Origin of the sequence: Clostridium sp. C2-6-12, from assembly GCF_009928485.1 — a bacterium.
Lineage (GTDB): Bacteria > Bacillota > Clostridia > Clostridiales > Clostridiaceae > Clostridium.
Map to the genome: position 1 here is coordinate 1 of NZ_JAABNP010000027.1, position 23635 is coordinate 23635.

The window sequence follows — 23635 nt, forward strand, 5'->3', positions numbered from 1 at the left end:
CAGCCCCCATTACGGACTTTCACCGATTAGTACGTGCCCATGCTGGGCACACGCAAAAAAGAGTGGCATAACCACTCTTTATCAAATTTCAGAAAAAACTTACACTTTCTTAATCAACATTTAACTCTAAACTCATAATATTTAACTGAATTAAAGACTATTAAAATGTTTCACTTTTCTTATCTCTCATCATAAGTTCATCAATAATAGCCTTAGGATCTTTTCCTTCAAACAAACCTTTATAAAGCCCATCTGTTATAGGCATTGATATATTAATCTTTTCTTTCAGTTCATAAAAAGCTCTACATGCTTTTACGCCTTCAACAACCATACCTATTTCCTTTAAGGCTTCTTCTACAGGCATCCCTTTTCCTATTAAAAGTCCAGCTCTTCTATTTCTAGAATGCATCGATGTACAAGTTACTATTAAATCACCCATACCAGTTAATCCATAGAATGTTTCAGCTTTTCCTCCAAGAGCAATACCCACTCTTGAAATTTCCTTCATGCCTCGTGTAAGTAATGCTGCTTTTGTATTATCACCAAATCCAAGTCCATCAATTACACCAGCTGCTAAAGCTATTATATTTTTAACTGCTCCACCGATTTCAACGCCTACAAGATCATCATTGGTATAAATTCTAAAATAGGAATTCATGAACAAATCTTGAACCTTTGCAGCAAATTCCATATCTTTAGATGTACTTACAATAGTAGTTGGAAGCTTCATGCTTACTTCCTCTGCATGACTTGGTCCTGATAAAACAACCACAGGATTATCTAATTCTTCTTCAATTACAACTGATAATCTTTTGTCACTACCTTCTTCAATTCCTTTTGCAATTGATATAATACATACATCCTTAGAAATTTTTCCTTTTATCATTTTACACATAGATCTAATAACATGAGAAGGCACTGATAAAACTATATATTCGGCCCCTTCTATTGCTTCATCAATATTATCAAAGGCTGTTACTTCACTTGGAATCATTATATCTTTCATATACTTTTCATTTGTTCTTTTAGTATTTATTTCGTCAACAATATTCTTATCTCTATCGTATATACTAACAATATTGCTTTTTTCTGCTAGTAAAACAGCTAACGCTGTTCCAAAGCTTCCACCGCCTAGAAAAGTAATTTTACTCATAATTATTCCTTTCTTTGTCTATATTCTATTTGTATTCCTGTTCCTTTAAAATCAAAACTACTTCTTAATTGATTTTCTAAATATCTCTCATATGAAAATTGTCTAGTACTTTCATCATTAACAAAAAACACAAATTTTGGTGGTCTTGTTGCAACTTGAGTTGCATAGTAAATTTTCATTCTCTTAACTCCAACTGTAGGAGGTTCCTTCATAAGAACAGCTTTACTTATAACATCATTTAAAATACCAGTTGAAATTCTCTTGTTATAATTATCATAACAATATTTAGCCACTTGAAGAACTTTATGTGTTCTTTGCCCTGTTAGTGCAGAAATAAATAAATATTCAGCATAACTTAAGAATTTCAAATTAGCTTGTAATTCCTTTTTAAATTTATCTAATGTTTTATCATCTTTTTCAACAAGATCCCATTTGTTAACTATAACCATAATAGCTTTTCTCATATCATGAGCATAACCTATTATTTTTTCATCTTGCTCTGTAATACCTTCTGTTGCATCAATCATAAGTATGCAGACATCAGCTCTTTCAATTGCAGCATAAGTTCTTACAACACTATATCTTTCTATTTCTTCTTTTACCTTTGACTTTCTTCTAAGACCAGCTGTATCAATTAAGATAAACTTACCTTCTTCTGTTTCTAAATAACTATCTATTGCATCTCTAGTTGTTCCTGGTACATCTGAAACTATTACTCTTTCTTCTCCAAGTAATTTGTTAATTAAAGAAGATTTCCCTACATTAGGCTTACCAATCATAGCTATTCTAATATATTCATCATCATCTTCTTCAAAAATAGATTTATCAAAATTTTCAACAACCTTATCAAGCATATCTCCAAGTCCTAACCCTTGAGATGCTGATATTGTTACTGGATCACCTATTCCAAGATTATAAAATTCCCATGCATTATCTTCTTCTTTTAACGAATCTACTTTATTAACTACTAAAACTACTGGCTTTTTGCTCTTTCTAAGCATAGTTGCAACTTCATTATCTGCTGGAGTTAAGCCTTCTTTACCATCAACGATAAATACTATTACATCTGCTGTTTCAATTGCAATATTTGCCTGTCTTCTCATTTGCTTTACAATAATATCATCTCTTTCAGGTTCAATACCACCTGTATCTATCATAGTAAAGTTATAACTTAACCATTCTGCTTCTGCATACACCCTATCTCTTGTAACTCCTGGTGTATCTTGTACTATTGAAATTCTTTTTCCTGCTAATCTATTAAACAATGTTGACTTTCCAACATTTGGTCTTCCTACTATAGCAACTATCGGTTTTCCCATTTCTAATTCCTCCTATTTATATTGATTTAGTTTTTCAATTAAATCTTCTCCTGTGTAATCTACAACTATAACTTTTACATTTAAAGCAGATTCAATATCTTTTATCTTCATATCATCTAACATGATTTGCTCATCAGAATCTGCTAATTCATAGCCTTTCCTAAACATATTGTTAGATAAAATTAAATACTTACTATTTATTATGCCCTTCATTTGATCTATTATATCAGTTCCTGTTAAAAGTCCAGCTACAGTAATTGTTTCTCCAAAATAATTATTTTTAATCTTGTAAACATCAAGCTGTATTTTAGAATTTTTCTTTTTTATTTTGTTGCTAGCCTCTAGCAACTCATCATAAGCAAGTTCTCCTGTAACAATAGAAAAGCTGCCACAAGCACCCAATTCTAAATCTTCTAAAGTACTATCAATGGCATCTCTAAAACATCTTACCATGCCTATTCCATCTTCTATTTGATGATAATCATCATAAAATTCTTGATTTGGAATTGGCTCCTCTGCAACTAAATAAAATTCATCTGACAATCTTACAAATGGTTTTCCTGTTTCTTCAATATATATATGTTGAAGTTTTTTAACATTTTCTATTTCTTCTATAGATTGTTCTTTAGTATATGTATTTACATGCTTTAATCCCTGTCTAAATTTAGTTATTCCAATTGGCACAACTGCCACATCTGAAATTTGAGGATATAATGTATACAAATCAGAAATAGTTCTATTTAGTTCATCTCCATTATTAATTCCTGGAACTGAAACTATTTGTGCATTCATTACAATACCTGCATCTGCAAGCTTCTTCATTCTTTCAAAAACATTTCCTGCAAATCTATTGTTTAGCATTTCTACTCTAAGTTCTGGATTAGTGGTATGAACTGATACATTAATAGGACTTATATGATATTGTATTATTCTATCAATATCTTCATCCTTCATGTTAGTTAAGGTTACAAAATTGCCTTGTAAAAAAGATAATCTAGAATCATCATCCTTAAAATATAATGTTTCTCTCATTCCCTTAGGAAGCTGATCTATAAAACAAAATATGCATTTATTGCTGCAAGATTTTGCTTTATCCATTATACCTCCGCCAAATTCTATTCCAAGGTCCTCTCCATATTCTTTTTCCACTTCAATTTCCCATACTTCACCATTTGGCTTTTGTATTTCTAAAACTATTTCTTCATCTGCTGATAAAAATTTATAGTCAATTATATCCTTTATTTCAGTACCATCAATTGAAAGTAAAACATCATTTACTTCAATTCCAACTTCTTCTGCTATTCCATCCGATACTACTTTTGTTATAATATTTCTCATTTCTTCACCCCTAATTATAACATACTTATCTTTGTTATATTACATTAATCCCTTAGTTAAGTCAATAAAGCTTTTACAATAAAAAAGAAAACCATATTATTAATATATTGTTTATGGTTTTCTTTAAAATAATAGTTTTATATTCAATTTGTAACAAAATATACACAAAACTATGTTAATATATAAAATTATTTTAGCTAATATTTAAATCTTAATATCTAATTTTTCCAACTCACCTTTTAATTCAATAGGATCTTTTAATACAATCCCTTTCATTCCATTATTTATTGCAGCTTGAACATTTACTTCCATGTCATCAATAAATACAGTTTCCTTTGGTTCAAGATTATATTCACATAGAATTTTTTCATATATTTCTTTTTCAGGCTTAAGAAGCTTTTCTTTATATGAAACGACTCCTCCATGGAACAATCCAAAAAAATCATGTTTTTTTGTAACATATTCAAAAGCAGCTAAATGAAAGTTTGATAAATAGAAAACTTTGTACCCTTCTTCATTTAATCTCTTTAGTATTTCAACATTGCTTTCAATTGGAGTTAATATATCATACCAATTTTCAAACACGGAGTTTATAAATTCTGTATTTTCTACTTTTCTACTTATTATATTATTCTTAGCTTCTTCTTCCGTAATAGTTCCTCTATCAAGCATTGGCCATTCTTCACTCTTAAAAATGCTTTCGTAAACTTCTTCAACTTTTTCTTCTACTACTTTTGATTTTACATATTCCTTTGGTTCGAAATCCAATAACACATTTCCAATATCAAATATAACATTTTTAATCATTTTAATTTTTCCCACCTTATTTAAACATTAGCATTTATACATTAATTTAAGTTAAAAATAAATTTATATCACCCATTCACCAGCTTTAAAAATTTGAACTTTTTCTCCATTTTCAGTTTCACCTACAATTCCAAGTTCTGCCGAGCCTATCATAAAATCAACATGAGTTAGGGAATCATTAGCTCCTTTTGCCAAAAGTTCTTCTTTTGTCATATTTTCGCTTCCTTTTAAGCAGCTTGGATAAGCTTCTCCAAATGCAAAATGACAAGATGCATTTTCATCAAATAATGTATTGTAGAATATTAATCCTGATTTTGATATAGGCGAATTATAACCAACTAAAGCAACTTCTCCTAAGTATCTTGCTCCTTCATCAGTATCTAAAAGTCCTTTTAATATTTCTCCACCCTTTTCAGCTGTAAAATCTACTATCTTTCCATCTTTAATCATTAATTTAAAATTATCAATTATATTTCCACCATATATAAGAGGCTTTTTACTTGTAACATATCCATTTACGCCATCTCTTTTAGGCAATGTAAACACTTCTTCTGTCGGTATATTAGCTACAAATTTAATTCCATCCTTAGTATCTTCTTCCCCGCTTAACCATATATGGTCTTTAGGCAACTCTACAGTTAAATCTGTTCCTTCTGACTTATAATGCAGGTATTTAAAATTCTTTTCATTTAAATAATCTTTTCTCTTCTTTAAATTTTCTAAATGTTCCTTCCAAGCTTCAACTGGAGATTCCTTATCAGCTCTTACAATGTTGAAAATTGAATCCCAAAGATTTTCTACCGCTTCCTCTTCTGAAGCCACATCAGGGAACACCTTTCTAGCCCATGCTTTTGTAGGAATTGAAACAACGCACCATTGAACTTCATTACTCATTAATGAATTGCTAAACTTTCTTAATGTTCTACTATTTGTCTTGGCTAAGGTAGAAATCTTATCAGGTTCTACTTTGCTTAATAGTTCAGGGTTTCTAGCAGATATGCTTATAAATGCTGTTTTTTCTTTTATAAGCTGTTCTCTTGAAAACGCTGAATGAAATGGTTGTTTTTCAAAACTTTCCTTAGGGGCCTTATTATATCTTATCAATTCAAGATTCTCATCATGATAATCTACAATTACATTTATAGCACCAGCTTCATATGCTTTTTCTGCTATAATTCTAGCAAACTCAGCACATTCTAAAGGTGAATTTATAAGTAATTGTTGTTTTTCTTGTAGATTAATACCAGTTTTAACAACAAGCTCTGCGTATTTTTTTAATATTTCTATATCCATTTTCTTTTCTCCTATATTTTCATTCTATTTAAAGTATAATTATACCATATTTTATAAATTTATAGCACAAAAAAATACTTTACAGTAGTAAGCTTTCCACCGTAAAGTATTTTTTATTTAAAATATAGTATTTCTATTTTGTGTTATTTTTATAGTGCAAATAATCCAATAAAAGCTAATGCAATAAAATACATTGGCACAGGAATATCTTTTGCTTTACCTGTAAATAATTTTATTAATACATAAGATACAAATCCAAATGCTAAACCATCTGTAATTGAATATGTTAAAAGTGTTAATATTAATGTTAAGAATACAGGCATTCCTTCAGTGAAATCTGAAAAATCAACTTTTGTTATTGGTTCCATCATTACTAGTCCTAAAACTATTAAAACTGGGCCAGTAGCAAACATTGGTATTGCAGTTAAAACTGGAGAAAAGAATAATGATAAGAAGAATAATCCTGCTATTGTAAGTCCTGCAAGTCCAGTTCTTCCACCTTCAGCAATACCAGCTGCTGATTCTACAAAAGCTACAGGTGTAGAAGTTCCTAAACATGCACCAATTGTTGAACCAATTGCATCAGCTGTTAATACTTTATCTGCATTTTGAACATTTCCGTTTTCATCTAAATAACCTGCTTTTGAAGCTAAACCAATTAAAGTTCCAATACTATCAAATACATCTATAAATAACATAGATAGAATTGCAGGAATAATTCCTATTACCATTGCACTCTTAAAATCAAATTGCATAAATACTGGGGCAACTGATGGAGGCATAGATATTATTCCAGTTGGTACTTTAGCAACTCCAAATATCATACCAAGTATATATATTGAAAACATTCCAATAATAAATGAACCTTTTACATTTTTATAATATAATACCGATATTATAATTACTCCTAAACAAGCCAATAAAACTGTTATATCTTTTAAATTTCCTATACCAACTAATGTAGCTGGATTAGCAACAATGATTTTAGAATCTTGTAATCCAATAAACGCTATAAAAAATCCAATACCAATACTAATTGCATATTTTAATGTTTGTGGAACACTATCAATAATTATTTGTCTAATTTTAAATAAATTAAGTGCTAAAAATATAAATCCCTCTATTAAAGAAGCAGCTAAAGCTGTTTGCCAAGTAAATTTCATTCCTAAACAAATTGTAAATGTAAATAGAGCATTTAACCCCATACCTGGTGCCATACCAAATGGATAATTAGCAACAAAAGCCATAATTACAGTACCAATACAAGAAGCTAATGCAGTTGCTGTAAATACAGCTGATATATCCATCCCTGATTGACTCAAGATACTTGGATTTACGATTAATATATACGCCATTGTTAAAAAAGTAGTTAACCCTGCCAACATTTCTGTCTTTACATTTGTGTTGTTTTTTGATAATTTGAATACTTTTTCCAAAATACCATTTTCATTTTCTGCTGTGCTTACCGATTTTTTTAATGAATTGTCCAATTTAAAATTCCTCCTATTTTTTGCGAGAAGTATAAAATTACTCTCAAAAATAATATTTTTCATCAGCTATCACACTGACACTAATAATAAAGAATAAAACTAGAATTTCATAGATACTTAACAAATATATAACCCCTTTGCAATCACAAAGGGGTTTATAAATAATTAATCATATCTATAAACACCCATAGTCAGACAATTTACGGTAGTCCGGTAGAAACACTTAGACCATATTTCTAAGCATATATAGGTTTAATTTTTTATCATATATGCATACTAATATCTTAAATTTAATTAGAATATTTAACCTTAAAGATTCTAATTAAGAAAAGATGATTCAGCACGCAACATATCTCTTTTTACATTATTAATCCTACAATAAAATTAATTATAAATCAAGACTATTTTCGCGATTTTGTGAATTTTTTTATTTTTTATCAATCTATCGTTCGTCTTTTTGTTTGAAATAACTATTTTTATCCATATTATTAATATATTTTTGAAATTTTAATCCATATTATCAAATGATTATTTTATATAATATAACTTCTTTATTCCTTTCAATAGAGGCTTTATAGTATTCTGATTACTCTATTTTAAAATCTGTTGCTACGTTTCTTCTATATTTCTTAGTATAACTAACTTCAAATATTTTCCTGATAATCCGAACTTTTTCCATAATATCAATAATCCTCCCAGCAGCAATAGTATTAACCAAAAACATTATAATGTATAAAGCTATATTAGTTATTATTGACAAGGAATATATATAAGTATTTATTTTCATCAAAATCCAAATAGGAATTACTTCTGAAATCAAAAAAATTAATAATTTTGCAATTGACAATTGGATCGATTTTTTAGGACACATATTAATACATCTTTGGCAGCTTTCACAATTCCAATTCCAGTTTGGTCTTCCCTCATACATATTAATTGCTTTTGCAGGACAAATTCTCTTGCATTTACCACAACTAACACATGATTCATCTGCTATATAAGTCTTTCCCAAAACCTTTCTGCCTAAGTTTCTAAATATGGTAAATATAATCCATGAAAAACTCAATCCAAGTACGTTCATTTTTTTGTGCTCATAATTATTTTCTGTAATTTTATCAATTATTTCTTTTATTTTTAAATCAGCTTTTTTAAATACATTTTCTTCAATTTCTTTATTTGGCGGATTAAACAACTGAGTCCAATTATAAGTAAAAGGGACCATATCCATATAAATGACTTTAAATCCTTTTTTCCTTAACAAACCATTAACATGACTCAAAGCTTGTCCTTCAAATCCAGCAGAAGTACAAATAATTGCTGCATTAGCATTTACATTAACCTTTATGTCAGAAATATATTTAATCATTATTGAAGGTGTTCCAAAACCGTAGACAGGAAAACAAAATATATGAGTTTCATAATCCTTCAAGTTAATACGTTTAGGACTTTCAATATTTAATAATTCTGTAAGATAACCTTTGTCTTTTAAATTCTCTTCTATAGCTTTAACCATATAATGTGTATTTCCTGTTCCTGAAAAATAATGAATAAGATATTTTACCATACAAACTTCTCCTTATTTATAAAATTTAAGCTGTGTTTACTATAAGTATAAGCTATTTAGATGTGAGTTTATATAATATATTAAACACCATATTTATCATATATATAGTTATGATTTATTTACAAGCAATTTTCACATTAATAAGAAACAAGCCTCTATGATAGGAATACCATAAAGACTTGTTCTTATTAATTTATATATTTTATTTTTCATCATCCTTAGTGTCTTTATCTACAGCAGTTTCAGCTTTAGCTTCACTTACTGCATTTTTAGATAATACTGCCAATGGAAGATTATATTTTTCTCTTATTTTATTTTCTATTTCTAATGCTAATTCTGGATTTTCCTTTAGATAAATTTTAGCATTTTCTCTACCTTGACCTAATCTTACATCACCATACGAGAACCAAGCTCCACTTTTTTGAACTATTTCTTCTTTTACTCCAACATCTATTATGTTTCCATTTCTAGAAATACCTTCATTATACATGATGTCAAATTCAGCTTGTTTAAATGGCGGTGCTACTTTGTTTTTTGTCACTTTAATTCTAGTTCTATTACCAATAACTGCATCACCTTGCTTTATAGAATCTATTCTTCTAATATCAAGTCTTACTGATGCGTAGAACTTTAATGCTCTTCCTCCAGTTGTTGTTTCTGGCGAACCAAACATAACTCCAACTTTTTCTCTTAACTGATTAATAAATATAGCTACACAATTAGTCTTATTTATTGTCCCTGCTAGTTTTCTTAAAGCTTGTGACATAAGTCTTGCTTGTAGACCAATATGTGAATCTCCCATTTCTCCTTCAATTTCTGCTTTAGGAACTAAAGCTGCAACAGAGTCCACTACTAATACATCTATTGCTCCTGAACGAACTAAAGCTTCTGCTATTTCAAGACCTTGTTCTCCAGTATCAGGCTGAGAAATAATTAAACTCTCTACATCAACTCCAAGTTTTTGCGCATAGCTAGGATCTAGTGCATGCTCAGCATCAATATATCCTACTGCTCCACCTTTTTTTTGTGATTCAGCAGCTATTTGAAGTGCAACTGTAGTTTTACCTGAACTTTCTGGTCCATAAATTTCAATAATTCTTCCCTTAGGAACTCCGCCTATACCTAATGCTATATCTAAATCTAAGCAACCTGTTGATATAGCTTCCATATTTGAATTGCTATGATCACCAAGCATCATTACTGATCCTTTTCCAAATTGCTTTTCTATATGACTCATCGCACTTTCAATTGCTTTTAATTTTTCTGAATCTATATTTCCCATAATACTTAACTCCTCCTATCGAACTTATGTTCTATATACATTATAAATTAATTCTAAACCATAGTCAATAATTAATCTAAGAAAAATTCCTTCTTCGAACTTTATTCTAAAGAAGGAATCTTTCTAGTTATATCCACTTTTTTTATTTTTTAAACATGAAATTTATTATATATATTTTTTAATTAATAATTTTGTTTCACAATTAATAATATATAATTTAAATCAAAACCCTATCTCTATTTATCAATTGAAACCGCCTCTTTGTTCTTCTTGAAATAATCATATCCAGATAGTAAAGTCACAACAACAGCAATCATAAGTAATATTTGAGGCCCAATTTTAATGCATTGCTGTAAAAAAACATCATTTATAGTAAAAATATGAAATTTACTAGCATCACGAATGTTAACCTCTAACAACAAGGAAATTATTGCAACTATTTGTATTACAGTCTTTATTTTTCCCCACCAGCTAGCTGCTATAACTCTGCCTTGAGCCGCCGCTATTGATCTTAAACCAGAAACAGCAAATTCTCTTGCAATTATAATAACCGCTGCCCATGCTGGTACTACCTTTAATTCAACTAAAGAAATTAAAGCTGCAGTAACTAATAGTTTATCCGCCAAAGGATCCATAAACTTTCCAAAGTTAGTTATTTGATTTCTACTCCTAGCAATATAACCATCCAATTTATCAGTTAATGATGCTAAAATAAATATAAATGTAGCTATAAAACTTCCATATGGTATACCTTTAGCCATAAATACTAAAAAAACAGGAACTAAAAATATCCTACCTAAGGTTAACTTATTTGCAAGATTCATCAACAACAACTCCCACTAAATCATAATCCATATTATCAACTATTTTGATTTTTACAAACTCACCAGCTTTTATACTCTTTGGTGATTTAAATAAAACATTTGCATCTATCTCAGGAGCCATTTCATAGCTTCTTCCATAATAATATTCTCCATTATATCCCTCAACAAGAATATCATATAATTTCCCAATTTTCAATTTATTTGTTTCTTCTGAAACTTCTTTTTGAACCAACATTAATTCTTCTGCTCTTCTGTTTTTTACATCCTCTTCAATTTGACCATCCATTTTTGCAGCTGGAGTGTTTTCTTCTTGAGAATATGTAAAAACACCTACCTTTTCTAACTTATATTCCTTTAAGAAATCAATAATTTCCTTAAAATCTTCTTCTGTTTCTTTAGGAAAACCAACTATAAATGTAGTTCTTAAAATAACATCTGAAACTTTTTCTCTTATTTTATTTATCTTATTAATTATATCCTGTTTACTTGTCTTTCTTCCCATAAGCTTAAGAATATTATCGCTTATATGTTGAATTGGTAAATCTAAATATTTTACTACCTTTTCATTAACTGCCATTTCCTCAATAAGCTCATCATATATTTCTTCTGGATAACAATAAAGAATTCTAATCCATTTAATGCCCTCAACTTTAGCTAATTCTTTTATTAATAAATGAAGACTCTTCTCTCCATATATGTCACTGCCGTATAAAGTAGTGTCTTGAGCTATAAGGATTATTTCCTTTACTCCACTTTCACTTAAGTCTTTAGCTTCATTAATGATGTTTTCCATCTTCCTGCTTCTAAATTTTCCTCTTATTTTAGGAATTATACAATATGTACAAAAATTATTACAACCTTCTGCAATTCTAATATAGGCACTTTCTTTTTGAGTTGTAAGAATTCTTTTTCCTTCATTAATATTTTCATCTGAGAAATTTAAAAGTTCTAAAGCTAATTTATTTCCCTCTATAAATTCTGTTATAATCTCATTTATCTTATTATAGTCATTTACTCCAAGCATTATATCTATTTCTGGTATCAATTTACCTAATTCTTCTCCATATCTTTGGGTAAGACATCCAGTTGCAATTAATAGCTTGCAATTATAGTTAACTTTATAGTCTGCCATTTCAAGAATGGTATCAATGGATTCCTGTTTTGCACTTTCAATAAATCCACATGTATTTACTATAATTATATCTGCATTTTTAGGATTATTGGTTATTTCATACTCATTACTCATTTTTCCGAGTATTATTTCTGAATCAACTCTATTCTTATCACAGCCTAAACTAACTAATCCTACTTTATACTTATCTGTTACATTTTTTGTTTCAATTTTTATTTCGTTCAAGTCTTTTATCCTCCTGTATTCTAATAGATTTAATTATAGCAAATTAAATCTATATATTACAAGCTATCGCTTTATTATCTACGTTATTATAAACCCTTTAATTTCCTCACTTAATACTTATGAAAGAAAAAGTTAACACAAAATTAATTTTATTGCTCATCATTATTTTCATCTAAAAGCTGCTGTCTTGTAATAAGAATCTGTCTTGGCCTGCTTCCATCTTTTTCAGAAATAATTCCTCTTTCCTCCAATTGATCCATAATTCTAGATGCCCTGTTAAACCCTATTCTAAATTTTCTTTGAATAAAGGAAGTTGACGCCTGACCATATTCCACCACTACGTTTATTACTTCATTAAGTAGTTCATCTACATCATCGCTATTTTCACTAGAATCTGGAGACTTAGAATCTGAAGCATTATTAATGTGATCAATTATGTCTTCTTCATAATTGGTGTCACCTTGCTCACTCTTAATAAATGAAACAACCTGCTCTACTTCTTCTTCTGATATAAAGCAGCCTTGAACTCTTAATGGTTTACTTTCTCCAACTGGATAATATAACATATCTCCTTTTCCAAGAAGTTTTTCAGCTCCTGAACTATCTAAAATAGTTCTAGAATCAATTTGGGATGATACGGCAAAGGAAATTCTAGATGGTATATTAGCTTTAATTACCCCAGTTATTACATCAACGGAAGGTCTTTGAGTGGCAATAACTAAATGCATACCAGCAGCTCTTGCCATTTGTGCTAATCTGCCTATATAGTCTTCAACATCATTAGGACATACCATCATAAGATCAGCAAGCTCATCTACAATAATAACTATATAAGGCAGCTTTTGTTCTATAGCACCTTTATTATATAAATCATTGTAGGATTCCATATTTCTAACTCCAGAATCAGCAAAAAGTTTATATCTGTTTGTCATTTCATTTACAGCCCAATTTAATGCTGCTGCAGCTTTTTTAGGGTCAGTAACTACAGGAATTAACAAATGAGGAATTCCATTATATACATTTAATTCAACAACCTTTGGATCCACCATAAGAAGTTTAACCTCATCTGGATTATATTTATATAGTATACTTATTATAAGAGAGTTTATGCAGACACTCTTCCCAGAACCTGTTGCCCCTGCAATCAAGGTATGAGGCATTTTACTCAAATCTCCTACAACACACTTTCCTGAAATGTCCTTTCCTAATGCAAAAGCCAACTTTTTCTTTGAATTAATAAACTCATCATTTTCTAAAACTTCTCTTAAGAATACAGGTGTCTGTTTCCCGTTTGGAACCTCTATACCGACAGCAGCCTTCCCAGGAATAGGTGCCTCTATTCTAATACCCGATGCCGCAAGACCTAGTGCTATATCATCTGCTAAATTTACTATTTTACTTACTTTAACCCCTGGACTTGGTTGTAGTTCAAATCTTGTTACTGATGGTCCTTTTGTTACTTGAGTCACTTTTGCATCAACACCAAAATTAGATAAAATTTCTTCAAGCTTATTAGCATTTTCTATTAATTCTTTTTTATCGCTACTATTTAACTTTGTATTGGCATTTAATTTTAATAATTCCACACTAGGATGCTTATATTCTCTTAATTCTTTTTTCTCTGACATTTGCTCTTGAATTTCTTTATTAACTACATCCTTAACTTCATTATCAAGACTTTCCTTTTTGCGTCCATGATTTTGTATATTTTTTTCCAAGAAACTATCTATTTGAATATCAGAAGAAATTTCCGACTTTACTTGCGGTTTAATTTCTTCCTCTTCACCTGTTTCCTTCATAAAGTCTAAAATCTTTATTTTTTTGTTTACTCCAGATAAAAAAGCTTCCTTTTCATTTTGAATTTTAGGTTGGCTTTCATCTTTTTCAACTATATTTATAAAGTTCTCCCGTTTTTGCTTTTCTTGAATCTCTTCTCTTTCTTTTAGCTTTTTATTTCTGCTTTCTCTTATTTTTTCACTTTTATTGTAAGCTTTTAATCCTAAATCATATAAAGTTATATCAAAAACTAAAATAATGGCAATTATTGAAAAGGCAAGAAGGATAATATATGCTCCAAGTGCTCCTATAGCTTTATATAATGGATAACATATAAGATAAGATATTATTCCACCATGCATAGTTTTAGTATTATCACTAATTATCAGCTTAGAGTTTTCAAAAAAATCACTATCAATATCTAAACTTTGAATATTAATAGTTCCAAATACCAGCATGATAACTCCAACCAATATTGTCACTCCAATAAAGGTTTTATTAAATTTAATATCACCTCTTGTTTTTATATATTGAAAGCCAAAATATATTAAATAAATTGGTAATGTATAAGCTCCAACTCCAATGATTGCATTAGATACTCTTTGGGCTAAAGCTGATAATATTCCAGCCAAAGAAGAATATATTGCTATTCCTAGTATTATTCCTGTTGCTATATAAGCTACTCCTACTATATCAGGATTCACTGCGTTTTCGTCTTTTTTACCTTTGGTAGCATTACTCTTGCTTTTAGTTCTAGCCAACTTAAATCACCTCGTTTATATACTATATGTAAAAATCAAAATCTCATAGATATTTTTATCTTTGACAATACTACTATTTTACAACAATATAATTAAATTTTAAACTGAAATATTTTTATAAAAAATGTGCTACATTAATTATAACAAATCAATATAGCACATTGCTGAAATCATAAATATATATTTTTATTTAGAACCTTCTTCATTCGATAAATGATATGGGAATGTAGATACAACTATATTATCATTTTTAAGCAACGTTTCTCTAACAAAGAAACTTGTATGATTATGAAGTATTCCTCCAAAACGTTCATCCGTTATAAATTGTGGAACAATTACTGTTATCTTTTCATCTGAACTTGCCGAATTTGCAATTAACTCTATATTTCTTAAAAGGGGAGTAACAACAGCTCTAAATGGAGAATATTTTGAAACAAGTAATATATCAGTATCAAGTTCTGCCCATCTAGCCTTTAGTTTTTCCATAGCTTCCTTATCTGTTGAAATATTTAAAGCTATGACATTTTCACTTATACTTTGAGCGTATTGAAGAGCACCTATAGTTGCCTTATTTAAACTAGCTATTGGAACTACTACAATATGAGTAAATTTTCTTCTCAAGTCTACCTTTTCTAAGTTTAACTTACTAATACTTAAACCGTTAGCAACTTTATCATAGTGATGCTTAATTTTCAATTGAACTATTATAATTATTGGAATTAAAATTGCAACTATAAATGCACCATCTTTGAATTTTTCTATTAAAATAATTATTGCTGTTATAAAAGAAACCACAGCGCCTGTCCCATTAATAGCAGCACGTTTCTTCCAGCCTTTTTCTTTATCTTTTCTCCAATGGTTCACCATTCCAAATTGTCCTAAAGTAAAGGAAGTAAATACTCCAACTGAATATAATGGAATCAAGTGATGAGTATCTGCTTTAAATACAATTACTAAAAAGCATGCTATTAATGACAAAGCTACAATTCCAAAAGAAAAGCTAAGCCTTTTTCCTCTAATAGTAAATTGTCTTGGAGCATATCCATCTTTCCCCACTATATACATAAGCATAGGAAAACCAGTATAAGCTGTATTACATGCCATAAGCAAAATTACAGCAGTACTAAATTGTATTACATAATACATTATTCCGTTTCCAAATATTCCAGTAGCTATTTGAGAAATAACGGTAGGTCCATTTTGAATTGGTACAGCTGTATAGAATATTGCAAGTATTGAAGTTCCTCCAAATATAAAAAATATTAAAGATGCTAATAATATCATTACAATTTTTGCATTTTTTGTGCTTGGTTCATTGAAATTGGGAACTGAATTACTTACTGATTCCAAGCCTGTTAAAGCCGAGCATCCAGAAGAAAAAGCTCTTAAAATAAGAAATACTGATACATCTTCTGTAACTGTAGCTGGAATTGTAAATAAAGGTTGTGGTTGTACTTTTAATACAAAGAACTTAAACAAACCATAAACTATCATAAAAATCATGCTAAAGATAAAAATATATGTTGGTATAGCGAAAATTTTTGAAGATTCACTTATTCCCCTTAAATTTAAAATCATTAACACTATTATTATTACTACAACAAATGTAACTTTATAATGACTCAACCCGCTAAATGCTGAAATAACAGCATCAGCACCAGCACTAGCACTAACTGCAACTGTAAGTATGTAATCAAGTATAAGTCCTGCACCAGCAACTAACCCTGCTTTGTCACTTATATTTTCCTTTGCTACTTTATAAGCGCCTCCACCTTGAGGGTAAGCTCTGATAATTTGAATATATGAAATAGTCAATACTATCAATAATCCTATGATCATAAACGAAGTCCATGTTAACCATTGATACGCCATTGCTCCTAGAACTATTAAAACAAAAAGAATTTCCTGAGCTGCATATGCTACTGATGATACAGCGTCACTTGCCATAATTGCCAATCCAAAAGGAATGTTATATTTTTCATGACATCCTTGTTCATTGGCTAAAGGTTCTCCTAGTAAAACATCTAAAAACTTTGTAAGCATTTGTTTTCCCCCTATATTATCATACGCAGATTATTGTATATTATTAGCTAGTTCAAAAGCAATATTCTAATACTTCTTATATTTGATGAAAAATATTGAAATTAATCTATGAATACGAATACATTTATAATTATCACACGCTCTTTTTCTTTTTTATGCTTTTTACTGTATATTTAGACATTATATTCTGCTAATCCTTGTTTTCATTGAGCTCTATTAATTTTAACTTTTTAGTTTTATTTTTTATTTCACAAATTTTTTTCTAAATTTTAAGATGAGTACATTAATAAAGAGTATCTAAATTATATAGATACTCTTAAAATATACTGCTATAAAAATATGTATAGTTATAATATCATTACTTAACTTCATCAAAAATATTTCCAATTGCTTGAATATCCTTTTGTGATGCTGGGATCAATGGATTAAAATTTATTTTCTTGGATTTTCAAATGCTGGCGGTGTTGGATTTGGAGCTTCATGTGAAGGTCCTGGTGTAGATAAATCAAAATAAAGTTTCGAATCTTCAGTTACACCGAAATCTTTATTAGAACCTGTATTTTGAACTTTATTTAGTGCCTCCCTAAATAATGCGTTATGTGCTTCTTCTCTATTGAGCAAAAAATCAATTGTTGCTCTAACTTCTTTATCTTGAATTTGTCTATATAAATATTCATATACTACCTTAGCTCTTTGCTCAGAGGCTATATTTGATAATAAATCTGCAACTAAATCTCCAGTGACAGTAACATAATTGGCTGTCCATGGTTCTCCAGATGAATTAATAAGCACTGGTGACAATCCACATTCAACATGAGTTTGAATTTCACCATTTGTTACTTTTTGATTATCTACTTCATGACCATTTAATAAATTTATTGTTTGAGCCACCATTTCCATATGGCTTAATTCCTCTGCTCCAATATCCATAAACAAGTCTTTTATTTCAGGATCTTTAATTCTAAAACTTTGAGAAATGTACTGCATTGCAGCTTTAAGTTCTCCATTTCCTCCGCCTAATTGCTCTTGCATAAGTACTGCATATTGAGGATTAGGCCTTTCAACTTTTACTTCGTGTAATAATTGTTTTTTATGTTCAAACACAATAACACCTCCAAATAATATAAGATTTACTTCTATATTATTTGTTCTTTAAATTTTAATATTCATTATATAATTTTTAATTTTCTTCTAAATTATTTCAAGAGATTTGATCAATAAAAAAATCTGTATTAAACTCTACTTAATTGAAATTGATTAAAATTCAATTAAAGTTTAACTCCAGATTTTTTTATAATATACTTAGTGATTATTAATTTTTTTAATCTTTAAATAACTATTTTATATATTGCTTAACATTATTCTTATCTACTTTTTCAAATGGTACCCAAATATGCATTTTATCTTCAGCCAAATTCTCTATATTATCCAAACATCCTCCTGAAGCTAACTGAATAGCAACATCTACTGAACTCTTACTTTGCCCCTTAGCAGATTGATATACAGTAAGCCTCATATTTCCATCAAGAACTGCATTACAAGCATCAGGTGTCGCATCTATTCCTAAAACAGGAACTGAGGCAGGATCAATTTTATTTTCTTTAAGGGAATCAATTACGCCAAGTGCCATTTCATCGTTATTACAGATTACAGCGTCAAATTCCTTATGTGTAGATAAAAATACATTAAACATTTCCTTAGCACCTTTCCTGCTCCAATTGGCAGAATCCTCAAATACAAACTTAGCATTCACTCCTTTTTCTTTAAAAGTTTGTTTAACAGCTTTGGTACGGCCTATCGTAGCTGAGTGCCCTTCTTCTCCTCTAAATAAAACTATTTTTGCTTCACTTTTATTTTTTAAAGACTCTATCACTGTTTCAGCTTGAAATCTTCCAGCTACCATTTCATTGGAAGCTACAAAAATATATTTATTTACTTCTAACAAATCATCATTAGGTGCACTATTTATAAATATTATAGGAAGCTCACCTGCAGATTTTTTAAGCTGCAAGGCTGTATCTGGATTTACTATACCACATATTATAGCATTATATCCGTCAGAAACAGCTTCTTTCATGTGCTCTACTTGTTTCTCTACAGAACCTTCTGCATCTTTGATTACCAATTCAATATTCTTACTTTGAGCATAAGATTTAGCTTCTTCTGTTAATATGTGCCTAAAAGCATCTGAATTATCTGACATTGAAAATAGAACTTTAACCTTCTTATCGTTTGAATTCGAACTATTATTTGACCTACATCCTGAAAATATCATAAATATCATAAATATACTTAATAATATAGCTACCTTCTTTTTCATACATTCAATCCCCCTTAAGACTTTAATTTTACAGTTAAAACTTTAAAGCTATAGGATAGTGATTTACACCACAGCTAAAATAACTTATATTTTAAACATTTGAACTTGCTTACCTAATTCATCTGATGTGTTCGACAACTGCTCGGCATCACTTGCTACTTTTTTACTATTATTAGTAATGTTATTTGATTGAGAAACCATTACAGCTGAAGTCGCTAAAATTTCTTCTGAACTTGCTGCTTGCTCTTCTGCTATAGCAGCTACAGTTGTTGCAACATCATCTAAGTGACTTACTTTTTCATTCATATTTTGAATTAAATTATTGGTCTCGTTAATAGTATCAAAAATGCTGTCAAAGGTATCAACACTATTAGTTATTAAGTAACTACTTTCATTTATATACTCTGAACTTTCACGCGATTGATTTACAGTGTCTGAAACTAATTTATTAATTTCACTTGTAAGTGCTGAAATATTTTTAACTGATTCAGAACTTGTTTTAGCAAGCTTTCCAATTTCAGTTGCTACAACTGCAAATCCTTTTCCAGTTTCTCCTGCTCTTGCTGCTTCTATTGATGCATTTAATGATAAAAGATTAGTTTGTTCTGCAATACTTCCAATAACCCCTACAATGTTAGTAATTTCATTGGAAGATTTACCAACTTTATTTATAGCTTCTTCAAGTAAACCTATTGAATCTCTTATATTCTTCATAGCTACATCTACTTTTTCCATGTCTTGTTTACCTTTTTCAGAAGCATTAATAGTTTCCTTCATCTTTTCATTTACTTTCATGCTATCATCTCTAGTATCACTAACAACATTAGCTAAAGTTGTAGTACTTTCTGCTATTTGATTAACTGAACTTGATAATTGATCTACCGTAAGATTTAGATTTTGCATAGACTCAGATTGAAGCTTTGAAGAATTATATAAATCTTTTGAAATTATTGTACTGCCTTCTGCCTGATCATTCATCTTACTTGAAACTACACTAATGCTGTTTATCATATTACGCATTACTGCTATAAATTCTTTAACACTCTTTAATACTATAGAAATTTCATCATTTCCTTTTACTTCAACATCTACTGTAAAATCACCATGAGTCATCGCTACAATAGTTTCTGTAAGTTTCTTGATAGGTTTAATAACCACATGAACTGTTCTTTCTACTGAAACAATTAATGCAAGAACAGATACAACGCCAATTATTATCATGAAAGTACGAAGCCTTACTAGCTCCGAGAAAATGGAGCTTGTTGGAACATATGATACTAAAGTCCAATTAGTTCCACCAATACCTTGAAACGCTACCATATTACCTTCAAGTTCACTTGATTTAAAGTCCTCCTTTGAAATTTTATCTGCAACTGCTTTAAGAAATTTATCATTATTATTAGTGTCAAGCTTAGTTGAAATAAATGAATTATCTCTATGAGCTAATATTGTTTTGTCATTATTATCAATTAGAAACGCCTCAGCATTATTCATTTCAATTAGCGAATTAACAATAATAGAAATCTTATCAAGAGAAAGATCTGCTGATATAACCCTTGTTTTGCCAGAATTATTTCTAAGTATTCCCGAAGCACTTATCATAGCTTTACCATTTTCATTTTTATATGCTGATCCAAAGGCCATATTAATACGTGTAAGTCCTTCATTATACCAAACTGAATTAAGTATATCTTTATCTGACTTTGTGGATTTTTCTGCTTTAAGAAGTTTCCCACTTTCATCTGCAATGTATAATCCATCTGGATAATTCGAATTATATCCATAATATTTATTTAGTAAATTTTGCAAGTCATTGTCATTTAATGATGTACCTTCTATTGAGGTTTTAGCAGCTTGAAATCCTGCCAAATTTTCTTTTAGCCATCCTTCAATTTGATCAACTTGCTTTTTTGTCGAAGTTTGTAGCAATTCATTGGCTGAATTAGTTATAATAGTCTTAGATCTGTAATAAGAAATGACAATAAGTAATGTTAATGTTATAGCCATCATTGGAATGATAATCCCAAGTAATTTTGTTTTAATTGATGCTTTCTTTTTTAACTCTAAAGTATTCATAAAAATCCCCCTTATATAATATATCTTTGAGCCAACTTATATAAACATTACTTTACCAAGGAAATATTTAGACAAACAAAAACAACAAATCAATAATTACATTTTTATAATACAACGTTTACAGAAATAAAAAATCTTACTTACTTCCTTTATTGTATAATTCTTCTTATATTAATAATACATTTTTCCCCTAAATCTGTCTATCTTTTTCTACATTTTTTTCACTTTTCCGAACTCAACTTACTAAATCCAATAGCACACTCTCATATTTTTAAACAAAAAATGTACTATATTTTAGTTTTTAATAAAATACAGTACATTCATTTTATATATTAAATTTTATTTTACCCAAAGACTCGGATTTTGAAAATGCTCATCAAGTCCTTTACTAAACCAACGGCCATTTAAAACTTCTTTTATTAATTTGTCTTTAACTTCTTTAGAAACAGTAGTATCTGCTTCCATTTCTTTTAAAATATCTTCATATTTAATTCTATCTTCTGACATAGTTATACTAGCTTTATTTTTATCTGCATTAAATACTAATTGTGTTGGCCCTTTCTTAGCACTCATCCATGGTTTCCATTCAGATTGAACTAAGTTTTGTCCATTAGGATTACCATCCCATAAAAAATTCGAAATATAATTAGTAAATTTTTCTCCTAAATCTTTAGCACCTGCATTACTGAAAGAATCCTTATACATTGCTCCAAAACCAGTTACTTCATCAGTTAAAAATGGAAGAAATACTCCATGATATGCTCCTGCAAGCTCTGCCATTTTGTCCCCAACTACTTCTTTGTTTGTTCCCCATTCAAAATCACAAGTATAAATTGGTGCATCATATTTATCAATCATCTTTTCAGCTGATTCTTCTGCATTAAATAATTCATATAACTTACTTCCATATTTTAATGCAAATTTTAATTCACTATTTAATTCCTTATTAGTCATTAAAGTATTATCATCTATAGCTGCAAATTTATTATCATATCTCCCAAATAAAGAAAACTCATTGGAACCTGTTAACATAATTAGAGGCACTTCATTATATTTCTTTGTTTCAAAACCTTCCTTTGGCAAAACAGTTCCATCAGTATATAAGTGAGGGAATACGCTCATTCTAATTCCTGCATTTCCCATTAATTTAGCTAATCTATCAGCTGAAAGCTTATACAAATAGTTCCTTACTTCTACTGAATCTGTTTGAAGCCATGCATATGCTTCTTCTTCTGTAGCCTTAACCTTATCTTGAACCACTAAAGGTGCAATAGCTTTTGCAATTACTTTTGTACTTTCTTCTGGTTCTGCTGTTGTCATACCGCCACTAAAGGAAATTGCTTTTTGAAATTTATCCTTAAAGATTGGCGATATAAGCATTGCCATAATATCTCTACCACCAGCTGAAAAACCTGATGCTGTAATATTATCTGAATCTCCTCCAAAAGATTTTATATTTTCCTTTATCCAATCTAATGATTTGCTTATATCTAATAAAGTATAATTTCCTGAGTCTTCAAGTTTATTACCTGTCTTAAGTGCTGGCAAACTATTAAATCCAAGAGCACCCAATCTATAATTTATAGATACAACTATGCAGTTAGCATTAACAGCTAATTTCTTGGCACTAATTTCAGTGCTTGTACCTGTTTGGTTATTACCACCATGAATAAATAGTAATACTGGTAAATTAGTTTGATTTGTGTTTGGTCTGTAAATATCTAAATTTAAGCAGTCTTCACTTCCTACAATTTTTCCATTAGCTAATTGTACACCCATTTTTCCATCTTTAGTTGCATCTAATGTATTTTCCCAAACTTCTGGATTTACGGGTGCTTTCCATCTCAGTTCTCCAACTGGAGCCTTTGCATAAGGAATTCCCTTCCAAATTAAAGTTTTACCTTGGTTTTCCTCAAACCCTTGCACTTTCCCATACTTAGTATTTTGTAATGTTCCTTGAACATATTTCAAAGATCCATCTTTAAAAGATTGGCTTTGCACATTTGTTTTAACGTTTACATCAGCTTTAACAGGAATCCCCATTAAAGAGCTTGAAGCAACTGTAACTGATAATACAAATGCCAATAAGAGTCTTGTTTTTTTAGTAAATTTCATTAGTATCTCCCCTTTTATTATATTTAAATTATCTAAACTAAATTTTAATAGATAATTTATAAACCTGTTAAAGTAGTTATTGTTAAATAATTTATAATAGATAAAACAAAAAAGGCG

Annotated in this window: 16 protein-coding genes and 1 riboswitch; all 16 genes read right to left on the bottom strand. The window is 29.5% G+C overall.

All coding sequences use genetic code 11. The features are described from left to right. Window positions 1–160 precede the first annotated feature (160 nt). On the bottom strand, window positions 161–1153 hold the full coding sequence (locus GXK56_RS19455) for an NAD(P)H-dependent glycerol-3-phosphate dehydrogenase (protein WP_160690473.1): 993 nt from the start codon (window positions 1151–1153) through the stop codon (window positions 161–163). A gap of 2 nt (window positions 1154–1155) precedes the next feature. Further along, complete coding sequence (gene der, locus GXK56_RS19460; protein ID WP_160690475.1) at window positions 1156–2472, bottom strand: ribosome biogenesis GTPase Der; 1317 nt, start codon at window positions 2470–2472, stop codon at window positions 1156–1158. Between the two features lie 12 nt (window positions 2473–2484). Continuing rightward, a complete protein-coding gene (locus tag GXK56_RS19465; RefSeq protein WP_160690477.1) occupies window positions 2485–3810 on the bottom strand; it encodes a DUF512 domain-containing protein in 1326 nt (441 codons plus the stop codon). A 204-nt stretch (window positions 3811–4014) separates the two neighbouring features. Then, the gene (locus GXK56_RS19470; protein WP_160690479.1) at window positions 4015–4617 is read right to left on the bottom strand and encodes an HAD family phosphatase; all 603 of its coding nucleotides are present in this window, start codon (window positions 4615–4617) and stop codon (window positions 4015–4017) included. Window positions 4618–4680: 63 nt separating this feature from the next. After that, the gene (locus tag GXK56_RS19475; RefSeq protein ID WP_160690481.1) at window positions 4681–5910 is read right to left on the bottom strand and encodes an aminopeptidase; all 1230 of its coding nucleotides are present in this window, start codon (window positions 5908–5910) and stop codon (window positions 4681–4683) included. Between the two features lie 149 nt (window positions 5911–6059). Continuing rightward, window positions 6060–7400, bottom strand: a complete 1341-nt coding sequence (locus GXK56_RS19480; protein ID WP_243156188.1) for an NCS2 family permease — start codon at window positions 7398–7400, stop codon at window positions 6060–6062. A gap of 168 nt (window positions 7401–7568) precedes the next feature. Next, a riboswitch (purine riboswitch) is annotated at window positions 7569–7670 on the bottom strand. Window positions 7671–7986: 316 nt separating this feature from the next. Beyond that, window positions 7987–8964 carry an EFR1 family ferrodoxin gene (locus GXK56_RS19485; RefSeq protein WP_160690483.1) on the bottom strand — a complete coding sequence of 326 codons (978 nt, stop codon included), beginning with the start codon at window positions 8962–8964 and terminating at the stop codon, window positions 7987–7989. Between the two features lie 202 nt (window positions 8965–9166). Continuing rightward, the gene (recA, locus tag GXK56_RS19490) at window positions 9167–10246 is read right to left on the bottom strand and encodes a recombinase RecA (protein WP_160690485.1); all 1080 of its coding nucleotides are present in this window, start codon (window positions 10244–10246) and stop codon (window positions 9167–9169) included. Between the two features lie 236 nt (window positions 10247–10482). Further along, window positions 10483–11070 carry a CDP-diacylglycerol--glycerol-3-phosphate 3-phosphatidyltransferase gene (gene pgsA, locus GXK56_RS19495; RefSeq protein ID WP_160690487.1) on the bottom strand — a complete coding sequence of 196 codons (588 nt, stop codon included), beginning with the start codon at window positions 11068–11070 and terminating at the stop codon, window positions 10483–10485. Beyond that, the gene (gene rimO / locus GXK56_RS19500) at window positions 11054–12418 is read right to left on the bottom strand and encodes a 30S ribosomal protein S12 methylthiotransferase RimO (RefSeq protein WP_243156192.1); all 1365 of its coding nucleotides are present in this window, start codon (window positions 12416–12418) and stop codon (window positions 11054–11056) included. Before rimO ends, pgsA begins: the two co-directional genes overlap by 17 nt. A gap of 158 nt (window positions 12419–12576) precedes the next feature. Then, complete coding sequence (locus GXK56_RS19505) at window positions 12577–14964, bottom strand: DNA translocase FtsK (RefSeq protein ID WP_160690489.1); 2388 nt, start codon at window positions 14962–14964, stop codon at window positions 12577–12579. A gap of 186 nt (window positions 14965–15150) precedes the next feature. Further along, window positions 15151–17007 (bottom strand): APC family permease, encoded by a 1857-nt coding sequence (locus tag GXK56_RS19510; protein ID WP_160690491.1) that lies wholly within the window; start codon window positions 17005–17007, stop codon window positions 15151–15153. Between the two features lie 432 nt (window positions 17008–17439). Continuing rightward, on the bottom strand, window positions 17440–18111 hold the full coding sequence (locus GXK56_RS19515; protein WP_160690493.1) for a manganese catalase family protein: 672 nt from the start codon (window positions 18109–18111) through the stop codon (window positions 17440–17442). Between the two features lie 232 nt (window positions 18112–18343). After that, the gene (locus GXK56_RS19520) at window positions 18344–19327 is read right to left on the bottom strand and encodes a substrate-binding domain-containing protein (protein WP_160690495.1); all 984 of its coding nucleotides are present in this window, start codon (window positions 19325–19327) and stop codon (window positions 18344–18346) included. Window positions 19328–19411: 84 nt separating this feature from the next. Beyond that, a complete protein-coding gene (locus GXK56_RS19525) occupies window positions 19412–21403 on the bottom strand; it encodes a methyl-accepting chemotaxis protein (protein WP_160690497.1) in 1992 nt (663 codons plus the stop codon). A gap of 339 nt (window positions 21404–21742) precedes the next feature. Continuing rightward, window positions 21743–23518 (bottom strand): carboxylesterase family protein, encoded by a 1776-nt coding sequence (locus GXK56_RS19530; protein WP_160690499.1) that lies wholly within the window; start codon window positions 23516–23518, stop codon window positions 21743–21745. Between the last annotated feature and the right edge of the window lie 117 nt (window positions 23519–23635).